The sequence below is a fragment of the Burkholderia lata genome, from assembly GCF_902499335.1.
Classification (GTDB): Bacteria; Pseudomonadota; Gammaproteobacteria; order Burkholderiales; family Burkholderiaceae; genus Burkholderia; species Burkholderia lata_B.
In genome coordinates this window covers 189,262-206,865 of record NZ_CABVQK010000013.1, presented here as the reverse complement: position 1 = coordinate 206,865, position 17,604 = coordinate 189,262, and the positions used below count along the sequence as shown (strand labels likewise).

At 66.8% G+C, this 17,604-nt stretch carries 16 protein-coding genes; 7 read left to right on the top strand and 9 right to left on the bottom strand.

What is annotated here, in order from left to right; genetic code table 11:
* Positions 1-61 precede the first annotated feature (61 nt).
* The 7 genes from hpf to kdsD form a co-directional block, all read right to left on the bottom strand.
* Positions 62-421: a ribosome hibernation-promoting factor, HPF/YfiA family gene (gene hpf / locus BCO18175_RS29470; protein ID WP_006477786.1), complete on the bottom strand. Its 360-nt coding sequence runs from the start codon at positions 419-421 to the stop codon at positions 62-64.
* 158 nt (positions 422-579) lie between these two features.
* Positions 580-2,085, bottom strand: a complete 1,506-nt coding sequence (locus tag BCO18175_RS29465; protein ID WP_174986205.1) for an RNA polymerase factor sigma-54 — start codon at positions 2,083-2,085, stop codon at positions 580-582.
* 159 nt (positions 2,086-2,244) lie between these two features.
* Positions 2,245-3,021 carry an LPS export ABC transporter ATP-binding protein gene (gene lptB, locus BCO18175_RS29460; RefSeq protein ID WP_174916163.1) on the bottom strand — a complete coding sequence of 259 codons (777 nt, stop codon included), beginning with the start codon at positions 3,019-3,021 and terminating at the stop codon, positions 2,245-2,247.
* Positions 3,018-3,683 carry a lipopolysaccharide transport periplasmic protein LptA gene (gene lptA, locus BCO18175_RS29455; RefSeq protein WP_174916162.1) on the bottom strand — a complete coding sequence of 222 codons (666 nt, stop codon included), beginning with the start codon at positions 3,681-3,683 and terminating at the stop codon, positions 3,018-3,020. The genes lptB and lptA overlap by 4 nt, the downstream gene beginning before the upstream one ends.
* 20 nt (positions 3,684-3,703) lie before the next feature.
* Complete coding sequence (gene lptC / locus BCO18175_RS29450) at positions 3,704-4,318, bottom strand: LPS export ABC transporter periplasmic protein LptC (protein ID WP_174986203.1); 615 nt, start codon at positions 4,316-4,318, stop codon at positions 3,704-3,706.
* A 3-nt stretch (positions 4,319-4,321) separates the two neighbouring features.
* Positions 4,322-4,858 (bottom strand): KdsC family phosphatase, encoded by a 537-nt coding sequence (locus BCO18175_RS29445; RefSeq protein WP_174986201.1) that lies wholly within the window; start codon positions 4,856-4,858, stop codon positions 4,322-4,324.
* Positions 4,858-5,841, bottom strand: a complete 984-nt coding sequence (gene kdsD / locus BCO18175_RS29440) for an arabinose 5-phosphate isomerase KdsD (RefSeq protein WP_174971615.1) — start codon at positions 5,839-5,841, stop codon at positions 4,858-4,860. The genes BCO18175_RS29445 and kdsD overlap by 1 nt, the downstream gene beginning before the upstream one ends.
* 125 nt (positions 5,842-5,966) lie before the next feature.
* On the opposite strand from kdsD, the gene BCO18175_RS29435 reads away from it, so the two are divergent.
* The 5 genes from BCO18175_RS29435 (at position 5,967) to purU (ending at position 11,129) form a co-directional block, all read left to right on the top strand.
* Positions 5,967-7,973, top strand: a complete 2,007-nt coding sequence (locus BCO18175_RS29435; RefSeq protein WP_174916159.1) for a monovalent cation:proton antiporter family protein — start codon at positions 5,967-5,969, stop codon at positions 7,971-7,973.
* A gap of 82 nt (positions 7,974-8,055) precedes the next feature.
* The gene (locus BCO18175_RS29430) at positions 8,056-8,622 is read left to right on the top strand and encodes an adenine phosphoribosyltransferase (protein ID WP_124619465.1); all 567 of its coding nucleotides are present in this window, start codon (positions 8,056-8,058) and stop codon (positions 8,620-8,622) included.
* A 62-nt stretch (positions 8,623-8,684) separates the two neighbouring features.
* The gene (locus BCO18175_RS29425) at positions 8,685-9,299 is read left to right on the top strand and encodes a LysE family translocator (protein WP_174916158.1); all 615 of its coding nucleotides are present in this window, start codon (positions 8,685-8,687) and stop codon (positions 9,297-9,299) included.
* Between the two features lie 5 nt (positions 9,300-9,304).
* On the top strand, positions 9,305-10,171 hold the full coding sequence (locus BCO18175_RS29420) for an NUDIX hydrolase (RefSeq protein WP_174986199.1): 867 nt from the start codon (positions 9,305-9,307) through the stop codon (positions 10,169-10,171).
* 73 nt (positions 10,172-10,244) lie between these two features.
* Positions 10,245-11,129, top strand: coding sequence for a formyltetrahydrofolate deformylase (gene purU / locus BCO18175_RS29415; RefSeq protein ID WP_089426344.1), 885 nt, complete (start codon positions 10,245-10,247; stop codon positions 11,127-11,129).
* Between the two features lie 126 nt (positions 11,130-11,255).
* Here the strand turns inward: purU and BCO18175_RS29410 are convergent, their stop codons facing one another.
* Positions 11,256-12,341, bottom strand: coding sequence for an AI-2E family transporter (locus BCO18175_RS29410; RefSeq protein ID WP_174986197.1), 1,086 nt, complete (start codon positions 12,339-12,341; stop codon positions 11,256-11,258).
* A 249-nt stretch (positions 12,342-12,590) separates the two neighbouring features.
* Positions 12,591-15,476 (bottom strand): excinuclease ABC subunit UvrA, encoded by a 2,886-nt coding sequence (gene uvrA / locus BCO18175_RS29405; RefSeq protein WP_174986195.1) that lies wholly within the window; start codon positions 15,474-15,476, stop codon positions 12,591-12,593.
* 264 nt (positions 15,477-15,740) lie between these two features.
* Here uvrA and BCO18175_RS29400 point away from each other — a divergent pair, with 264 nt between their 5' ends.
* Together BCO18175_RS29400 and BCO18175_RS29395 are read left to right on the top strand one after the other, a co-directional pair.
* On the top strand, positions 15,741-16,928 hold the full coding sequence (locus BCO18175_RS29400; RefSeq protein ID WP_174916154.1) for an MFS transporter: 1,188 nt from the start codon (positions 15,741-15,743) through the stop codon (positions 16,926-16,928).
* A gap of 101 nt (positions 16,929-17,029) precedes the next feature.
* On the top strand, positions 17,030-17,584 hold the full coding sequence (locus tag BCO18175_RS29395; protein ID WP_174986193.1) for a single-stranded DNA-binding protein: 555 nt from the start codon (positions 17,030-17,032) through the stop codon (positions 17,582-17,584).
* The last annotated feature ends 20 nt before the right edge of the window (positions 17,585-17,604 follow it).

The following is a 17,604-nucleotide window of genomic DNA, read 5'->3' as shown; positions in this document are numbered from 1 at the left end:
CTGCGCGGAGTCGCAAAAAAAACGCCCGGCGAACCGGGCGACGTGTGTGTTGCGGTGAAGGTTACTGCGGCGGCAGTTCGATCTGGTCGATCGACGGCTGAAGCTTGATCGGGTCGTGCGCATGCGTTTGCAGGCGCTCCATGTGCTTGACGACCTGGCGGTCCAGCTTGTCGATCAGCAAGTCGATCGCTGCGTACAGGTTGCCGTTCGCACTTTCGACGAAGATGTCCTTGCCCTTCAGGTGCAGATTGATTTCCGCGCGCTGCTGCTTGTCCTTTTCCTTGTGGTTGTCGACCGAGAGGATCACAGTGCCATCGATCACCTGATCGCTATGCCGTAGCACCCGGTCCAGCTTGGTGATCACGTATTCGCGAATTGCAGGCGTGACTTCGAGATGATGTCCACTGATCTTCAGGTTCATAGTGCTTCTCCAAGCGAGTGACCACGCGGCCGCATCGAGGCGGCGCTCCGGTCGACTTGCCCGTGCCGCACGAGGCGGTGTATCGCGGACAGGTCGCCCGGCCTGTTCCCCGTATGCGCGGTGGCCGGAACACGCCTGCCGCCGGGCAGGCAGCAGGCTTAAAGAGACTTGCGCAGATTCACTGCCGGGATCTTGAGGGCTTCGCGATACTTCGCAACCGTGCGGCGCGCGACCACGAATCCTTGTTCTGCCAGCAGCTCGGCAATGCGGCTGTCCGAAAGTGGCGATTTAGGGTCTTCAGCTCCTATCAGTTGCTTGATGAGGGCTCGGATGGCTGTCGACGAAGCGGCGCCACCGGTGTCGGTCGAAACGTGAGATCCGAAGAAGTACTTAAATTCAAGCGTCCCGAACGGGGTCAGCATGTACTTCCCGGTTGTCACACGGCTGACAGTCGACTCGTGTAGGCCCAGCGTATCAGCTATTTCCCGCAAAACCAAGGGGCGCATGGCAATTTCACCGTGCGCAAAGAAGTTCTTTTGACGCTCGACAATCGCCTGCGCGACACGCAGGATCGTGTCGAATCGCTGCTGGATGTTCTTGATCAGCCAGCGTGCTTCCTGGAGCTGCTGTTTGAGCGAACCGGCCGACGGATCGCCTCGGCTGTTGCGCAGGATGTTCGCGTAGAGGTTGTTGATCCGCAGGCGCGGCACGACCTCCGGATTGAGCTCCGCGAGCCATCCCTGGCCGGCCTTCTTCACGATGATGTCGGGCACGACGTAGTCGGCCTCGGCCTTGCCGTATGCGGCGCCGGGGAACGGCTCCAGCGAGCGGATCAGCGTGTGCGCGTCGCGCAGCGCGTCGTCGCTCGCCTTCAGGTGCTTGCGAAGCCGCGTGAAGTCGCGTGCGGCGAGCAGTTCGAGATGCTGCGACACGATCTCGAGCGCGAGCGTGCGTGTCGGGGACGGATCGAGGCGCAGCAACTGCAGCCTCAGGCACTCGGATGCCGAACGGGCACCGACCCCGGCCGGGTCGAAGCTGTGCAGCAGCGCGAGCGCGGCGTTCAGTTCGTCGCAGTCGATCTCCAGCTCGGACGGCAGGTCGGCGAGCACTTCGTCGAGCGTGGCGGTCAGGTAGCCGTCGTCGTCGAGCGATTCGATCAGGAACATCACGAGCGCACGATCGCGCGGGCCGGCCTGCGTGACGCGCAGCTGCGCGGACAGGTGGTCGCGCAGCGACGTCGCCGCTTCCTGCACCTGCAGCGGCGGGAGGTCGTCGTCGTCGGACGCGCCGCTCGAGCGGCCGAATTCGTCGAGGTTCCACTGCGGGCCGTCGTTGCCGTCGCCGGACGCGTAGCTGTCGTATTCATCCGCGCCGGCCGGCTCGTCGCGCTCGGCGCGATCGCTCGACGAACTGCCGCTGTTCGTCGAAGCGGGCTCGGTGTTCTGTGCGGGAGGCGTCTGCGCGATCAACGATCCGTCCGCTGCGACACGCAGCGGGCTCGCGATCCATTCGTCGTCGTTCTCGAGCAGCGGGTTCTGCGCGACGGCCATCGCGACTTCCTGCTGCAATTCGAGCGTCGACAACTGCAGGAGCCGGATCGACTGCTGTAGCTGGGGCGTCAGCGCCAGATGTTGCGACAGGCGGAGTTGAAGGCTGGCTTTCATGGCGAGGAGGGAGTCATACCGGCAGTTTGCCACGACCCAGGCGCGTTGAGCCATCCGCGATTACGCGCGGCGCGCCGCCCGGCCGCGGGCATGGCCGCGAAGCAGGGCGCGGCCCCGCGCGGCGGCGCCGGGCGGGGTGCAGCCAGCCACGAGGGAGAGTTACATCCGGAAGTGTTCGCCGAGGTACACGCGGCGCACGCTCTCGTTTTCGATGATTTCGCTCGGCGCACCGGCGGCGAGCACCGAGCCGTCGCTGATGATGTAAGCGTGGTCGCAGATGCCGAGCGTTTCGCGGACGTTGTGATCGGTAATCAGCACGCCGATGTTGCGCTGCTTCAGGAACTTGACGATCTTCTGGATCTCGAGCACCGCGATCGGGTCGACGCCGGCGAACGGTTCGTCGAGCAGGATGAAGTTCGGGTTGGTCGCCAGCGCGCGCGCGATTTCGACCCGGCGCCGCTCGCCGCCCGACAGCGACAGCGCGGGATTCTCGCGCAGGTGGCCGATCTGCAGCTCGTCGAGCAGCGCTTCGGCGCGCGACGAGATCGCGTCCTTCGACAGCCGCTTGCCGTCTTCGCCGTACTGCAGCTCGAGCACCGCGCGGATGTTCTCCTCGACGGTCAGCTTGCGGAACACGGACGCTTCCTGCGGCAGGTACGACAGGCCGAGCGACGCGCGCTTGTGGATCGGCAGCAGGCTGATCGAGCTGCCGTTCAGCGAGATCTCGCCTGCGTCGAGCGGCACGAGGCCGACGATCATGTAGAACGACGTGGTCTTGCCGGCGCCGTTCGGGCCGAGCAGGCCGACGACTTCGCCGCTCTTCACGTCGAGCGATACGTCCTTGACGACCGTGCGCGAGCCGTAGCGCTTCTTCAGGTTGCGGACGACGAGCGAGCTCGTGGTGCCGGCCGGCTGGCGGTTCGGTAACGCGTTCATTGGCCCGGCGCCCCCTGGATCGTGGTCGACGGCGACAGCTTTGCCGGCGCGCCGTTCAGCGGCGCGGGGCCGCCGTTCTTCGGCGACAGCATCGCGCGCACGCGGCCGTTCGGGTTACCCGGCGCGGCGACGTCCTTGCCGCCCTTCGCGGTGTAGAAGTCGCGCTGGCCGTCGTACGTGATCACGCTGCCGTGCACGGTATCGGCGACGGTCGACGAGCCCTGCAGGCGGCGCACGGTCGCGGCGGTGGTCAGCGTGGTCAGGTCCTGCTTGCCGTCGTAGTCGATGCGCTCGGCGTCGCCGTCGATGTACTCGTCGAGGCCTTCGCGCTTCTGGCGGAACGTCGCGTGCTTCTTGCCGCTGCCGAACGAGGTTGCGTACTGATAGCCTTCCGGGTCCTGGCGCACTTCGACGCGATCACCCTTGATGATGATCGTGCCCTTCGTGATCACGACGTTGCCGGTTGCGACCGTGACCTGCTTCAAGTCGTCATAGGTCAGGTTGTCGGCCTCGACGTTGATCGGCTTGCTCTGGTCGGCCTTCTCGGCATGGGCGAGCGGCGCCAGCCCGACCAGCGGGAGCGCCACGAGCGTCGCGGCAAGCGCGGCGCGGACGGCGCGCGCAGCGCCGCCGGAAATCAGTCGAGGGAACGGTTCGTTCATGCAGTCACGTGAGGGATGCGTCACTTGGGTTGACCTTTCGAGCCGCCGGACGTGTCCGCCGCGGCGATCGTGCCGCGCACGTTGCCGTAAAGCTCGATGACCCGGGTGACGTTGTTGTACTTCATGCCGTCGGTCGCGTTGACGAGCGACAGGCCGCGCTGAAGTTTAACCGGCTTTTCGGTCTGGATCACATCGTCATTGACGAAGATCCGGAAATGCTGGGAATCGGCCTGCATCTGCGGATCGCCGCCGCCGGCCGCGCGCAGGATGCGTGCGTCGTCGTACAAGTCGACGATCGACACGTCGCCATTGACGGTGCCGCGCTTCGAGGTGGTCGTCACGACCGGCTTGCCGGGCTGGAATGCGCGCATGGCCGGATCGGTCAGGTCGCTGTCTTCAGTGTCTTCGTAATGGATCAGCTTCGCGGCCGTCAGCCGGTACTGGGTCGAGCCGGACTGGTCGAGTTCGGTGACCGAGAAGTTGTCCGCGAAATAGTCGGGCGTATGGCGCTTCGGCTGCACGGTGCCCTCGCCGGGCGGCGGCAGCGTGGCCTGCAGCAGCCACCAGGTGATGCCCGCGAGCGCGGCGACCGCGACGAGCGGCAGCAGCTGGGTCCAGCGGAAATGCGTGTTCATCCGTCAGGCTCCGCAGGCGGCCGCGAGCAGCGCGTCGTAGCGGCGCTGGGCGCGCAGGATCGCGTCGCAGACTTCGCGGACGGCGCCGTGGCCGCCGCGGGCCTCGGCCACCCAGTGCGCGCGGGCGATCACCTCGGGGTGCGCATTCGCGGGGGCGGTCGCGAAGCCGCAGCGCAGCATCACGGGCAGGTCGGGCCAGTCGTCGCCCATGTAACCGCACTGGTCGGAGGTGAGGCCGAGCGATGCGATCAGGTCGGCGAACACGGTGAGCTTGTTCTCGACGCCCTGGAACAGGTGCGCGATCTTCATTTCCTTCGCGCGTGCCGCGACGATTTCCGAGCGGCGGCCCGTGATGATCGCGGTTGCGATGCCGGCTTCGCCGAGCAGCTTCACGCCGTGGCCGTCGAGCGAATTGAACGACTTCATCGCGTCGCCGGCTGCCGTAAACAGCAGGCCGCCGTCGGTCAGCACACCGTCGACGTCGAAAATCATCAGCTTCACGCGGCTCGCGCGTTCGGCCGCAGTCAGCGCTGCGCTCATCAGATCACCTTCTTCGAAAACAGGTCGTGCATGTTCAGCGCGCCGATCAGCACGCCGTCGGCATCGACCACCAGCATCTGGTTGATCCGGTGGCGCTCCATCAGTTCCACGGCCTCGACCGCCAGGTGATCCGGTGCAACCGTGCGCGGGTCGCGCGTCATCACGTCGGTGATCGGCAGCGTGCGGAAGTCGCCGTCGCGCGCGAGCACGCGGCGCAGGTCGCCATCGGTGAAGATGCCGGCGACCTTGCCACCGGCGTCGACCACGGCGGTCATGCCGAGGCGCTTCGCGGTGATCTGGAACAGCGCGTCCGACAGCGTCGCGTCGAGCCCGACGGACGGGACGTCGTCGCCCGAGCGCATTACGTCGCGCACGTAGGTGAGCAGGCGCCGGCCGAGTGCGCCGCCCGGGTGCGAGCGCGCGAAATCTTCCGAGCCGAAGCCGCGCGCGTCGAGCACGGCAACGGCGAGCGCGTCGCCGAGCGCGAGCGCGGCGGTCGTGCTCGCGGTGGGCGCGAGGTTCATCGGGCAGGCCTCTTTCGAGACCGCGGCGTTCAGGTTCACGTCGGCGAGCGTGCCGAGGCTCGATTCCGCGCGGCCCGTGATCGCGATCAGCTTCGCGCCGATCCGCTTCACGAGCGGCAGGATCGCGACGAGTTCTTCCGATTCGCCTGAATAGGAGATGCCGATGAAGACGTCGTCCGAGGTGACCATCCCGAGGTCGCCGTGGCTGGCCTCGGCCGGGTGGACGAAGAAGGCCGGCGTGCCGGTGCTGGCGAGCGTGGCCGCGATCTTGCGGGCGATATGCCCCGATTTGCCGATACCGGACACCACCACGCGGCCGCGGCAGCCGAGCAGCAGCGCAACGGCCTGGACGAAGCCGCCGTTGAGCTGGTCGCGCAGCGCGCGCACGGCGTCCGCCTCGATGTCGAGCACGTCGCGGGCGAGCGCGAGCGCCCGGTCATCATTGATTTTCGCTATCATGCGCGGAGTATAGCAAAGGCGTTTGTTCGCCGCGCCGGGCCTTCAGACTCGTCCGAAGTCGCCTGTCCACCGCCACCACCCGCGCCCGCATTGCCGTGGCCCCGACGAACGAGGACGCTTCGCCTGTGATTTCCCCGCTCGAAATGACCCTGCTGCTGCTGCTGGCTTCAGTGGTGGGCGTCGTCGTATTCCGCTCGTTGAACCTGCCGCCGATGCTCGGCTACCTGACCGTCGGCATCCTGGTCGGCCCGCACGCGTTCGGCATCGCGGCGGATCTCGAACGGGCCGAGCATCTCGCGGAATTCGGCGTGGTGTTCCTGATGTTTTCGATCGGCCTCGAGTTCTCGCTGGCGAAGCTGAGGTCGATGCAGCGGCTCGTGTTCGGGCTCGGGCTGCTGCAGGTCGTCGCGACGCTCGTGCTGGCGCTCGTGCTGGGCGCACTGTTCGAGCACTGGGTGCACATCACGTGGCAAGGCAGCATTGCGCTCGGCGGCGCGCTCGCGATGTCGTCGACGGCGATCGTGTCGAAGATGCTCGCCGAGCGGCTCGAGATCGAGACCGAGCACGGCCGCAACATCTTCGGCGTGCTGCTGTTCCAGGATCTCGCGGTGGTGCCGCTGCTGATCGTGATCGCCGCGTTCGGCGCCGAGTCGTCGAAGGATCTCGCGATCACACTCGGCTTCGCGGCCGTCAAGATCGTGATCGCGCTCGCGCTGCTGCTGATCGTCGGCCAGCGCTTCATGACGCGCTGGCTCAACGTCGTCGCGCGGCGCCGTTCGCAGGAACTGTTCGTGCTGAACCTGCTGCTCGTCACGCTCGGCGCCGCGTTCATCACCGACCGCTTCGGCCTGTCGCTCGCGCTCGGCGCGTTCATCGCGGGGATGCTGATCTCCGAGACGCCGTTCCGCCATCAGGTGGAGGAGGACATCAAGCCGTTCCGCGACGTGCTGCTCGGCCTGTTCTTCGTGACGACGGGGATGCTGCTCGATCCGCGCGTGATCTGGGAGCACCCGTTCCTCGTGCTCGGTTTCTTCGTCGGCCAGATCCTGTTCAAGGGAACGATGATCGCCGGGCTCGCGCGGCTGTTCGGCGCGACACCGGGTGTCGCGATGCGCACCGGTATCGGGCTCGCGCAGGCCGGCGAATTCGGCTTCGTGCTGCTGAACCTGATCCTCGACCGGCATCTCGTCGATTCGACGCTGCTGCAGGCAATCCTCGCGTCGATGCTGCTGTCGATGCTCGCCGCGCCGTTCCTGATCCAGAACGCCGACCGGATCGTGATGCGGCTGTCGTCGACCGAATGGATGCAGCAGTCGCTGCAGATGACGCGGATCGCGACGCAAAGCCTGAAGCAGCGCGGCCACGTGATCATCTGCGGCTACGGCCGCGCGGGCCAGAACCTGGCGCGGATGCTCGAACAGGAAGGCATTTCGTACGTGGCGCTCGACCTCGACCCCGATCGCGTGAGCGCGGCTGCGACGGCCGGCGAATCGGTCGTGTTCGGCGACGCGGCGCGCCGCGAATCGCTGCTCGCGGCCGGTATCCACCGTGCGGCGGCCGTGGCGATCACCTATGCGAACACGCCGTCCGCGCTGCGCGTGCTGCATCACGTGCACGAACTCGAGCCGACGCTGCCCGCGATCGTGCGCACCGTCGACGATGCCGATCTCGAGAAGCTGCTCGCGGCCGGCGCGACCGAGGTGATCCCGGAGATCGTCGAGGGCAGCCTGATGCTCGCGTCGCACACGCTGGTGCTGGTCGGCGTGCCGATGCGCAAGGTCGTGCGGCGCGTCGAGGAAATGCGCGACGAACGCTACAGCCTGCTGCGCGGCTATTTCCGCGGCGCGGACGACGCGGACGACGACGACCACGAGCAGGTGCGGCTACAATCGGTGCCGGTCGATGCGCGCGCGGACGCGGTCGGGCGTTCGCTGGAAGAACTGGGGCTGTATGCACTCGGGCTCGAAGTCACGGCGATCCGTCGGCACGGCATCCGCGGCGTCGAACCCGATCCGCAGACCAAGCTGCGCGCGAGCGACATCGTCGTGCTGCGCGGGCTGCCCGAGGCGCTCGCGCTCGCGGAGGAGCGGCTGTCGCGCCATCGGCGCGATCCGCCGGCCGCGGCCGCTTGAGCCGCGCTTGGTTTCATAACCTGACCCGTATTTATTCGAAACGGTGCCCGATCTTCGCGCACCGTTTTTTTCGGAGAGTTTCATGCCGCATTCGTCGTCGGGCGCACCGCTCGATCCGGTCGCCTTCATCCACAGCCAGATCCGCACGGTGCCCGACTGGCCGCAGCCGGGCGTGATGTTCCGCGACATTACGACGCTGCTGCAGAGCCCGAAGGCACTGCGCATCCTCGTCGACCTGTTCGTCGAGCGCTATGTCGATGCGAAGCTCGACTACGTCGCGGGCCTCGACGCGCGCGGCTTCATCATCGCGCCGATCGTCGCGTACGAACTGAGCGTCGGCTTCGTGCCGATCCGCAAGGTCGGCAAGCTGCCGTACAAGACGCGCTCGGAATCGTACGACCTCGAATACGGCAGCGCGACGGTCGAGATCCATGAAGATGCGTGCCGCCCCGGCGACCGCGTGATCATCATGGACGACCTGATCGCGACCGGCGGCACGATGATGGCGGGGCGCAACCTGCTGCAGCGGCTCGGCGCGGAAGTGGTCGAAGGCGCGGCGATCATCGACCTGCCCGATCTCGGCGGCTCGGCGCTGCTGCGCAACGCGGGGCTGCCCGTCTATACCGTTACCGAATTCTCCGGCCACTGAACGCCGGCCTGCCTGAATCCACGCCTGAATCCACCTGAATTCACATTAGCAGCGAGGTCACGATGCCCAACTTCATGCTGTTTCTTGCCACGTCGATCGCGATCACGTTCGCGCCGGGTCCCGACAACCTGCAGGTGCTCGCACGCGGCATCTCGCAAGGCCGTGCGGCCGGCTTCGTCGCCGCGCTTGGCTTCACGGCCGGGATCCTGTTCCACACGACGCTCGCGGCGCTCGGCGTCGCGGCCGTGCTGCGTTCGTCGCCGGTCGCGTTCGAGATCCTGAAGCTCGCGGGCGCCGCGTACCTCGTGTGGATCGGCATCAAGGCGCTGCGCAGCCAGGGCCTCGCGAATGCGCATGAGCGTCCGCCGCAGCCGCTCGGCACGATCTTCCGGCAGAGCGTGATCGGCAACCTGATGAACCCGAAGGTCACGCTGTTCTTCGTCGTGTTCCTGCCGCAGTTCGTCGATCCGCACGGCGGGCAGAGCGTAACGCTGCAGATGTTCGAACTCGGCGCGCTGTTCATGCTGCAGACGGCCGTGGTGTTCTCGCTGTTCGGCGTCGGCGCGGGGATGATCGGCGCGTGGCTGAAGCGCCGCCCGAAGGCCGGCGTGTGGCTCGACCGGATCGCCGGCGCGACGTTCATCGCGCTCGGCATCCGCGTCGCGCTGAAGGACTGATCACGATGACGTTTCCGTGCATTGCTGACGCGCGCCGCTTCGATCCGGCCGCGCACCTGCGTTTCGAGATCGCCGGCCAGGCGGTCGGCTGGGTGCGCCGCCAGGACGTCGAGATGCTCGCCCGCTGGCCCGACGTGTTCGAGCTGACCGGTGAGCGCGTCGTGCTGTCGGCGCGCTACGACTCGGTCGACGCACGCAGCATGGCGCTGGCGAGCGCGATCGGCGCGCTCGCGGCCGAAGGCGCGATTCCCGGCTGGCGCGACGAGATCTACGCGATCCGCAACCGCTTCGACGATCCGCCGCTCGCGTACATCGAGCGCGCCGCGTCGCGCTTCTTCGGCACGCAGACTTACGCGGTGCATCTGAACGGCATCGTAGAATATGCGGTTGCGCCGGGCGAGCCGTCCGCCGCGGCCGTCCCGCAGATGTGGCTCGGCCGCCGCAGCGAGACCAAGGCTACCGACCCGGGCATGCTCGACAACGTCGTCGCGGGCGGGATCGGCTGGGGCCTGGGCGTTCACGAGACGCTCGCGAAGGAATGCTGGGAAGAAGCCGGCATTCCGGCCGAACTGGCCGCGCGCGCGATCGCGGGCCGTGCGGTGCAGGTGCTGTGCTCGCTGCCGGAGGGCACGCAGTCCGAACTGATCTTCGTGTACGACCTGCCGCTGCCGCGCGATTTCGCGCCGCGCAACCAGGACGGCGAAGTGGCCGAGCACCTGCTGGCCGGCGTGCCCGAGGTGATCGGCTGGCTGCGCGCCGGCCGCGCGACGATGGATGCGAGCCTCGCGACGCTCGACACGCTGCTGCGCCACCGCTGGATCTCCGCGGCCGACGCGGCGGGCATCGACGCACTGTTCGCACCGGCCGCATGACGCGTGCCGCGCACACAGCCTGGCGGCGCGAACGGGCAATTTGACGAATACGGAAACGAAGGGAGTAGCGGTCATGCCGACCGATCACAGCTTTATCTTGAAACTGTCGTGCCCCGACCGGCACGGCATCGTCCATGCGGTCTCGGGCTTCCTGTTCGAGCGCAGCAACAACATCCTCGATTCGGCGCAGTTCGGCGACAGCCGCACCAGCGAATTCTTCATGCGCGTGCACTTCGAGCAGGACGGCGGCGGCGCGGATGCCGCGACGGCGCTCGACACGCTGCGCAAGGAATTCGCGCCGCTCGCCGAGCAGTTCTCGATGCGCTGGGAAATGCACGACGCGGCCGTGAAGCCGCGCGTCGTGATCATGGTGTCGAAGATCGGCCACTGCCTGAACGACCTGCTGTTCCGCTATCGCACCGGCCAGCTGCCGATCGAGATCCCGGCGATCGTGTCGAACCACAAGGAGTTCTACCAGCTCGCCGCGAGCTACAACATCCCGTTCCATCACTTCCCGCTGATCGGCGGCTCGTCCGATGCCGCGAAGGCCGCGCAGGAAGCGCGTGTGCTGGAAGTGATCGACGAGCACCAGGCCGATCTCGTCGTGCTCGCGCGCTACATGCAGATCCTGTCGCCGAACCTGTGCAAGCAGCTCGCCGGCCGCGCGATCAACATCCACCATTCGTTCCTGCCGAGCTTCAAGGGCGCGAAGCCGTACTACCAGGCATTCGACCGCGGCGTGAAGCTGATCGGCGCGACCGCGCACTACGTGACGACCGATCTCGACGAAGGCCCGATCATCGAGCAGGAAGTCGAGCGCGTCGACCACAGCATGACGCCCGACCAGTTGACCGCGATCGGCCGCGACGTCGAGTGCGTGACGCTTGCGCGCGCGGTGAAGTGGCACGTCGAGCACCGGATCGTGCTGAACGGGACGAAGACGGTCGTGTTCCGCTGATTCGTCGGGCGCCGGACAGCCGGCCCCCGTATCGCCGGCCGCCGGATGGCCGGCCCCCACAAGCAAAAACGCCGCGCCCTTCACGGGGCGCGGCGTTTTTTTATCGCTTCCGACGTGCCGGCTGCTTCAGATCAGCCGCAGCAGGTACAGCTCGCGCTTCAGGTACGCATAGAAGATCGGCGCGGCGATCACGCCCGGCAGCCCGAACGCGGCTTCCATGATCAGCATCGCGAGCAGCAGCTCCCACGCGCGCGACTCGATCTGGCCGCCGATGATCTTCGCATTCAGGAAGTATTCGAGCTTGTGGATGATCACGAGGAACGCGAGCGACGCGATCGCGGTGCCCATGCTGACCGACAGCGACACGGCGACGATCAGCGTGTTCGAGATCAGGTTGCCGATCACGGGCAGCAGGCCGACGATGAACGTGACGAGCACGAGCGTTTTCGACAGCGGCAGCCGCTGGTGGAAGATCGGCAGGGCGACGAGCAGGTAGATGCCCGTGAACACCGCGTTGATCGCCGAGATCTTGATCTGCGCGAACACGATCCGGCGGAACGCGTCGGCGAAGCGCGACACGCGCGTGACGAGCGCAGTGGACAGCGGGCGGCGCACCTTGCCGTGCTCGACGCCGATCGCGATCATCGCGCCGATGATCATCCCGAACAGCACGTGGCCGAAGCCGCGCGCGACGCTCTTGCCGCTTTGCTGGAGCTGGTCCATGTGCGAGTGCATCAGCACCGCGGCCTTGGTCTTCATCTGCTCGACGTCGACGGGCAGCAGGTTCGCGATCCAGGCCGGCGTGCGTGCGCGGGTCTGCTCGACGATCTGCATCAGCTGGTCGAGCAGGCTTTGCAGGTTCGGCACCGTGCGCTCGAAGTGTTCGATGATGCCGATCGTCAGGCCCGTCAGCGCGCCGACGATCACGATCGCCAGCAGCACGACGGCAACCCAGCGCGCGCGCATGCTCGTGGTGTGGCGTTCGATCACGGGGGCGATCGTGTGGATCAGCTGGTAGACGAGCAGGCCGGCCAGCAGCCCGCCAAGCAGCTTGAGCTCGATCACGAGCCACATCGCTAGGATCGCGAACACATAGCTGCCGATTTCGAGCGCCGACAGCTTCGGCAGGCTGAAGTCGCTCGTCAGCCGCACGCTGCGCAGGTGCGGTTCGCGATTCTGCGCATCGCGCGACGAGTCTGGTTGCTTCTCCATCGTGGATTCCTGTCGTTCGTGTGTCATGCCGCGGAATGCGCGGCAGAGCCGTGTTCGCCCGGCGCCGCACCGGATTGGTGCGTACGGCGAACCTTACGACCGTAAAGTATAGCCGCCATTATGGTCCGCAACGGGGCCGTTTGGCGCATGGTGTAAACGCAGAAGGGAAAACGAGAGGAGGCCGGTTGCGCGGTGCGCAGCGGCGCGCGCGGCCGGGCGGCCGCGCGCGGGAGGAGGGGGCGGGAAGCGTCAGCCGGCCGCGACCTTGCGGGCCGTGCGCTTGAGCAGCGGCGCGAGGTACTTGCCGGTAAAGCTCGCCTTCGTCTTCGCGACCTGCTCGGGCGTGCCCTGCGCGATGATCTGGCCGCCGCCGGCACCGCCTTCGGGGCCGAGGTCGATCACCCAGTCGGCCGTCTTGATCACGTCGAGGTTGTGCTCGATGATCACGACCGTGTTGCCCTGGTCGCGCAGCCGGTGGATCACTTCCAGCAGCAGTGCGATGTCGTGGAAGTGCAGGCCGGTGGTCGGCTCGTCGAGGATGTACAGCGTGCGGCCGGTGTCGCGCTTCGAGAGTTCGAGCGACAGCTTCACGCGCTGCGCCTCGCCGCCCGACAGCGTCGTGGCCGACTGGCCGAGGCGGATGTAACCGAGGCCGACGTCGAGCAGCGTCTTCAGCTTGCGCGCGATGACCGGCACCGCGCTGAAGAACTGGTACGCGTGCTCGACGGTCATGTCGAGCACTTCGCTGATGTTCTTGCCCTTGTACTGCACTTCGAGCGTTTCGCGGTTGTAGCGCTTGCCGTGGCACACGTCGCACGGCACGTAGACGTCCGGCAGGAAGTGCATCTCGACCTTCAGCACGCCGTCGCCCTGGCACGATTCGCAGCGGCCGCCCTTCACGTTGAACGAGAAGCGGCCCGGATCGTAGCCGCGCTCCTTCGACGTCGGCACGCCCGAGAACAGCTCGCGGATCGGCGTGAACAGGCCCGTGTAGGTGGCCGGGTTCGAACGCGGCGTGCGGCCGATCGGCGACTGGTCGACGTTGATCACCTTGTCGAAGTGCTCGAGGCCCTCGATCGCTTCGTGCGGCGCCGGCTCGGCCGACGAGCCGTACAGGTGGCGCGCGACCGCGTGATATAGCGTGTCGTTGATCAGCGTCGACTTGCCGGAACCCGACACGCCGGTGATGCAGGTCAAGAGGCCGACCGGCAGCTCGAGATCGACATGTTTCAGGTTGTTGCCGTGCGCGTCGACGATGCGCAGCATCCGCTCGGGGTCGGGTGCCAGCCGCTCGTCCGGGTATTCGATCGTGCGCTTGCCGACCAGGTACTGGCCGGTGAGCGACTGCGGGTTCGACTGCACCTGTTTCGGCGTGCCTTCGGCCACGATCACGCCGCCGTGCTCGCCGGCGCCCGGGCCCATGTCGACGACGTAGTCGGCCGTGCGGATCATGTCCTCGTCGTGCTCGACGACGATCACCGAGTTGCCGAGGTCGCGCAGGTGCTTGAGGGTCGAGATCAGGCGGTCGTTGTCGCGCTGGTGCAGGCCGATCGACGGCTCGTCGAGCACGTACATCACGCCCGTGAGGCCCGAGCCGATCTGCGACGCGAGCCGGATGCGCTGCGCCTCGCCGCCCGACAAGGTTTCGGCGCTGCGCTCGAGCGACAGGTAGTCGAGGCCGACGTTGTTCAGGAAGGTGAGGCGCGCGACGATTTCCTTGATCACCTTGTCGGCGATCTCGCCCTTCGCGCCTTCGAGCGTCAGGCCGTCGAAATAGCCGAGCGCGTCGCGCAGCGGCCAGCCGCTGATTTCATAGATGCCGCGCGCGTAGTCGCCGGTGCCGACCCGCACGTGGCGCGCTTCGCGGCGCAGGCGCGTGCCGTCGCACGACGGGCACGGCTGGTTGTTCTGGTACTTCGACAGTTCTTCGCGCACCGCGACCGAATCGGTCTCGCGGTAGCGGCGCTCGAGGTTCGGGATGATCCCCTCGAACACGTGCTCGCGAATCGTCGTGCGGCCGCGCTCGTTGATATACGAGAACGGGATCGTCTGCTTGCCCGAGCCGAACAGCAGCACCTTCCGGATTTTTTCCGGCAGGTCCTCGAATGCGGCGTCGATGTCGAATTCGTAGAACGCCGCGAGACTCTGCAGCATCTGGAAGTAGAACTGGTTGCGGCGGTCCCAGCCTTTCACGGCGCCGGCGGCGAGCGACAGCGACGGGTGCGCGACGACCCGCTTCGGGTCGAAGAACGTGATCTGGCCGAGGCCGTCGCATTCCGGGCACGCGCCCATCGGGTTGTTGAACGAGAACAGGCGCGGCTCGAGCTCCTGCAGCGAGTACGAGCAGATCGGGCACGCGAACTTCGAGCTGAACAGGTGCTCGCGGTCGGTATCCATCTCGAGTGCGATCGCGCGGCCGTCGGCGAGGCGCAGCGCCGTCTCGAACGACTCGGCGAGGCGCTGCTTCATGTCCGGGCGCACCTTCAGGCGGTCGACGACGACGTCGATCGTGTGCTTGTCGTTCTTCTTGAGCTTCGGCAGCGACTCGACCTCGTAGATCTTCGCGACGCCTTCGTTCGCGGTGCCGCCGCCGGAGCACACGCGAAAGCGCACGAAACCCTGCGCCTGCATGTCCTCGAACAGCTCGGCGTGCTCACCCTTGCGGTTCGCGACGACGGGCGCGAGGATCATCAGCTTGGTTTCCTCGGGCAGCGCGAGCGCCGCGTCGACCATCTGCGACACGCTCTGCGCTTCCAGCGGGATGTCGTGGTCGGGGCAGTACGGCGTGCCGACACGTGCGAACAAAAGTCGCAGGTAGTCGTGGATTTCCGTGACCGTGCCGACGGTCGAACGCGGGTTGTGGGACGTCGCCTTCTGCTCGATCGAGATCGCCGGCGACAGGCCTTCGATCAGGTCGACGTCGGGTTTCTCCATCAGCTGCAGGAACTGGCGGGCATACGCCGACAGGCTCTCGACGTAGCGGCGCTGGCCCTCGGCATAAAGGGTATCGAACGCGAGCGACGATTTCCCCGACCCGGACAGCCCGGTAATCACGACCAGCTTGTGGCGCGGCAGGTCGAGATTGACGTTTTTCAGGTTGTGGGTACGCGCCCCACGGATACGGATCTGTTCCATGAACCTGGCGAAAATGGAGGGAACCAAACCTGCTACTATAACGGCTTTTCGAGGCCGTCGTTTGGGGCCCCCAGCCTTAGCAGCAGGTGGCAGCAAGGCGGCGCCTGCGCCGGGCAAGCGGCCGCGCCGCGCGGTTCCGGGTGTCCTGCGGGCTGCCTGAATCCTGCCCCGACGTGTCGCCCGCCAAGCCTCCCGGGCCGCTGGTCCTGATCTTCCGCCGCCCGGTGTCGGGCGGACATTCCGATCATTCGAAATTCATTCCCGATGTCCAATCCGTCTGCCACGTCTTCCCGCATGACCGCGCCCGAATTGCGCGCGACCACGTCGCTCGCGGCGATCTTCGCGCTGCGCATGCTCGGCCTGTTCATGATCATGCCGGTGTTCTCGGTCTACGCGAAAACCATCCCGGGCGGCGACAACGTGCTGCTCGTCGGCATCGCGCTCGGGGCCTACGGCGTCACGCAATCGCTGTTCTATATCTTCTACGGCTGGGCGTCCGACAAGTTCGGCCGCAAGCCGGTGATCGCCACGGGCCTCGTGATCTTCGCGATCGGCAGCTTCGTCGCCGCGTCCGCGCACGACATCACGTGGATCATCGTCGGCCGCGTGATCCAGGGGATGGGCGCGGTGTCGTCCGCGGTGCTCGCGTTCATCGCCGACCTGACCTCCGAGCAGAACCGCACGAAGGCGATGGCGATGGTCGGCGGCTCGATCGGCGTGTCGTTCGCGGTCGCGATCGTCGGCGCACCGATCGTGTTCCACTGGGTCGGGATGAGCGGGCTGTTCGCGATCGTCGGCGTGCTGTCGATCCTCGCGATCGGCGTCGTGGTGTGGATCGTGCCCGATGCGGCGAAGCCCGTGCACGTGCCCGCGCCGTTCGCCGAGGTGCTGCACAACGTCGAGCTCCTGCGCCTGAACTTCGGCGTGCTGGTGCTGCATGCGACGCAGACGGCACTGTTCCTCGTCGTGCCGCGCCTGCTCGTCGACGGCGGCCTGCCGGTCGCCGCGCACTGGAAGGTCTACCTGCCGGTGATGGGGCTCGCGTTCGTGATGATGGTCCCGGCGATCATCGTCGCGGAAAAACGGGGCAAGATGAAGCCGGTGCTGCTCGGCGGCATCCTGGCTATCCTGATCGGCCAATTGCTGCTGGGCAGCGCGCCGCATACCATCCTGATTGTGGCAGCGGTGCTGTTCGTCTATTTCCTCGGGTTCAACATCCTGGAAGCGTCGCAGCCGTCGCTCGTGTCGAAGCTCGCGCCGGGTTCGCGCAAGGGCGCGGCCACGGGCGTCTACAACACCACGCAGTCGATCGGGCTCGCGCTCGGCGGCATCGTGGGCGGCTGGCTGCTGAAGCACGGCGGCGCGAACACCGTGTTCTACACGTGTTCTGGGCTCGTGGCCGCGTGGCTTATAATCGCGGCCAGCATGAAAGCGCCGCCGCGCAAGGCCTGAACTCAATTTTGGCAGGTACCGGCGGCGTTCGCCGGCTTGCCCGGCGGGCCGCCCCGACAGCATGAGCGGGCGGCCCGGCATCGAATTTACTGGAGAAACACATGGCATCCGTCAACAAGGTCATCCTCGTCGGCAATCTCGGCGCCGATCCTGAAGTCCGTTACCTGCCGAGCGGCGACGCGGTTGCGAACATCCGTCTCGCGACGACCGACCGCTACAAGGACAAGGCAAGCGGCGATTTCAAGGAAATGACCGAGTGGCATCGCGTCGCGTTCTTCGGCCGTCTGGCGGAAATCGTCAGCGAATACCTGAAGAAGGGTTCGTCGGTCTATATCGAAGGCCGCATCCGCACGCGCAAGTGGCAGGGCCAGGACGGCCAGGATCGTTACTCGACCGAAATCGTCGCCGACCAGATGCAGATGCTCGGCGGCCGCGGTGCTGCGGGCGGCGGCGGTGGCGGCGGTGATGAAGGCGGTTACGGCGGCGGCTACGGTGGTGGTGGCGGCGGCGGCCGCGGCGAGCAGATGGAACGCGGCGGTGGCGGCGGCGGTCGTGCCGGCGGTGCAGCGCGTGGCGGTGCAGGCGGCGCGCAGAGCCGTCCGAGCACACCGGCAGGTGGCGGCTTCGACGAGATGGACGACGATATCCCGTTCTGATCGGCAAGCCGGCATCCAGC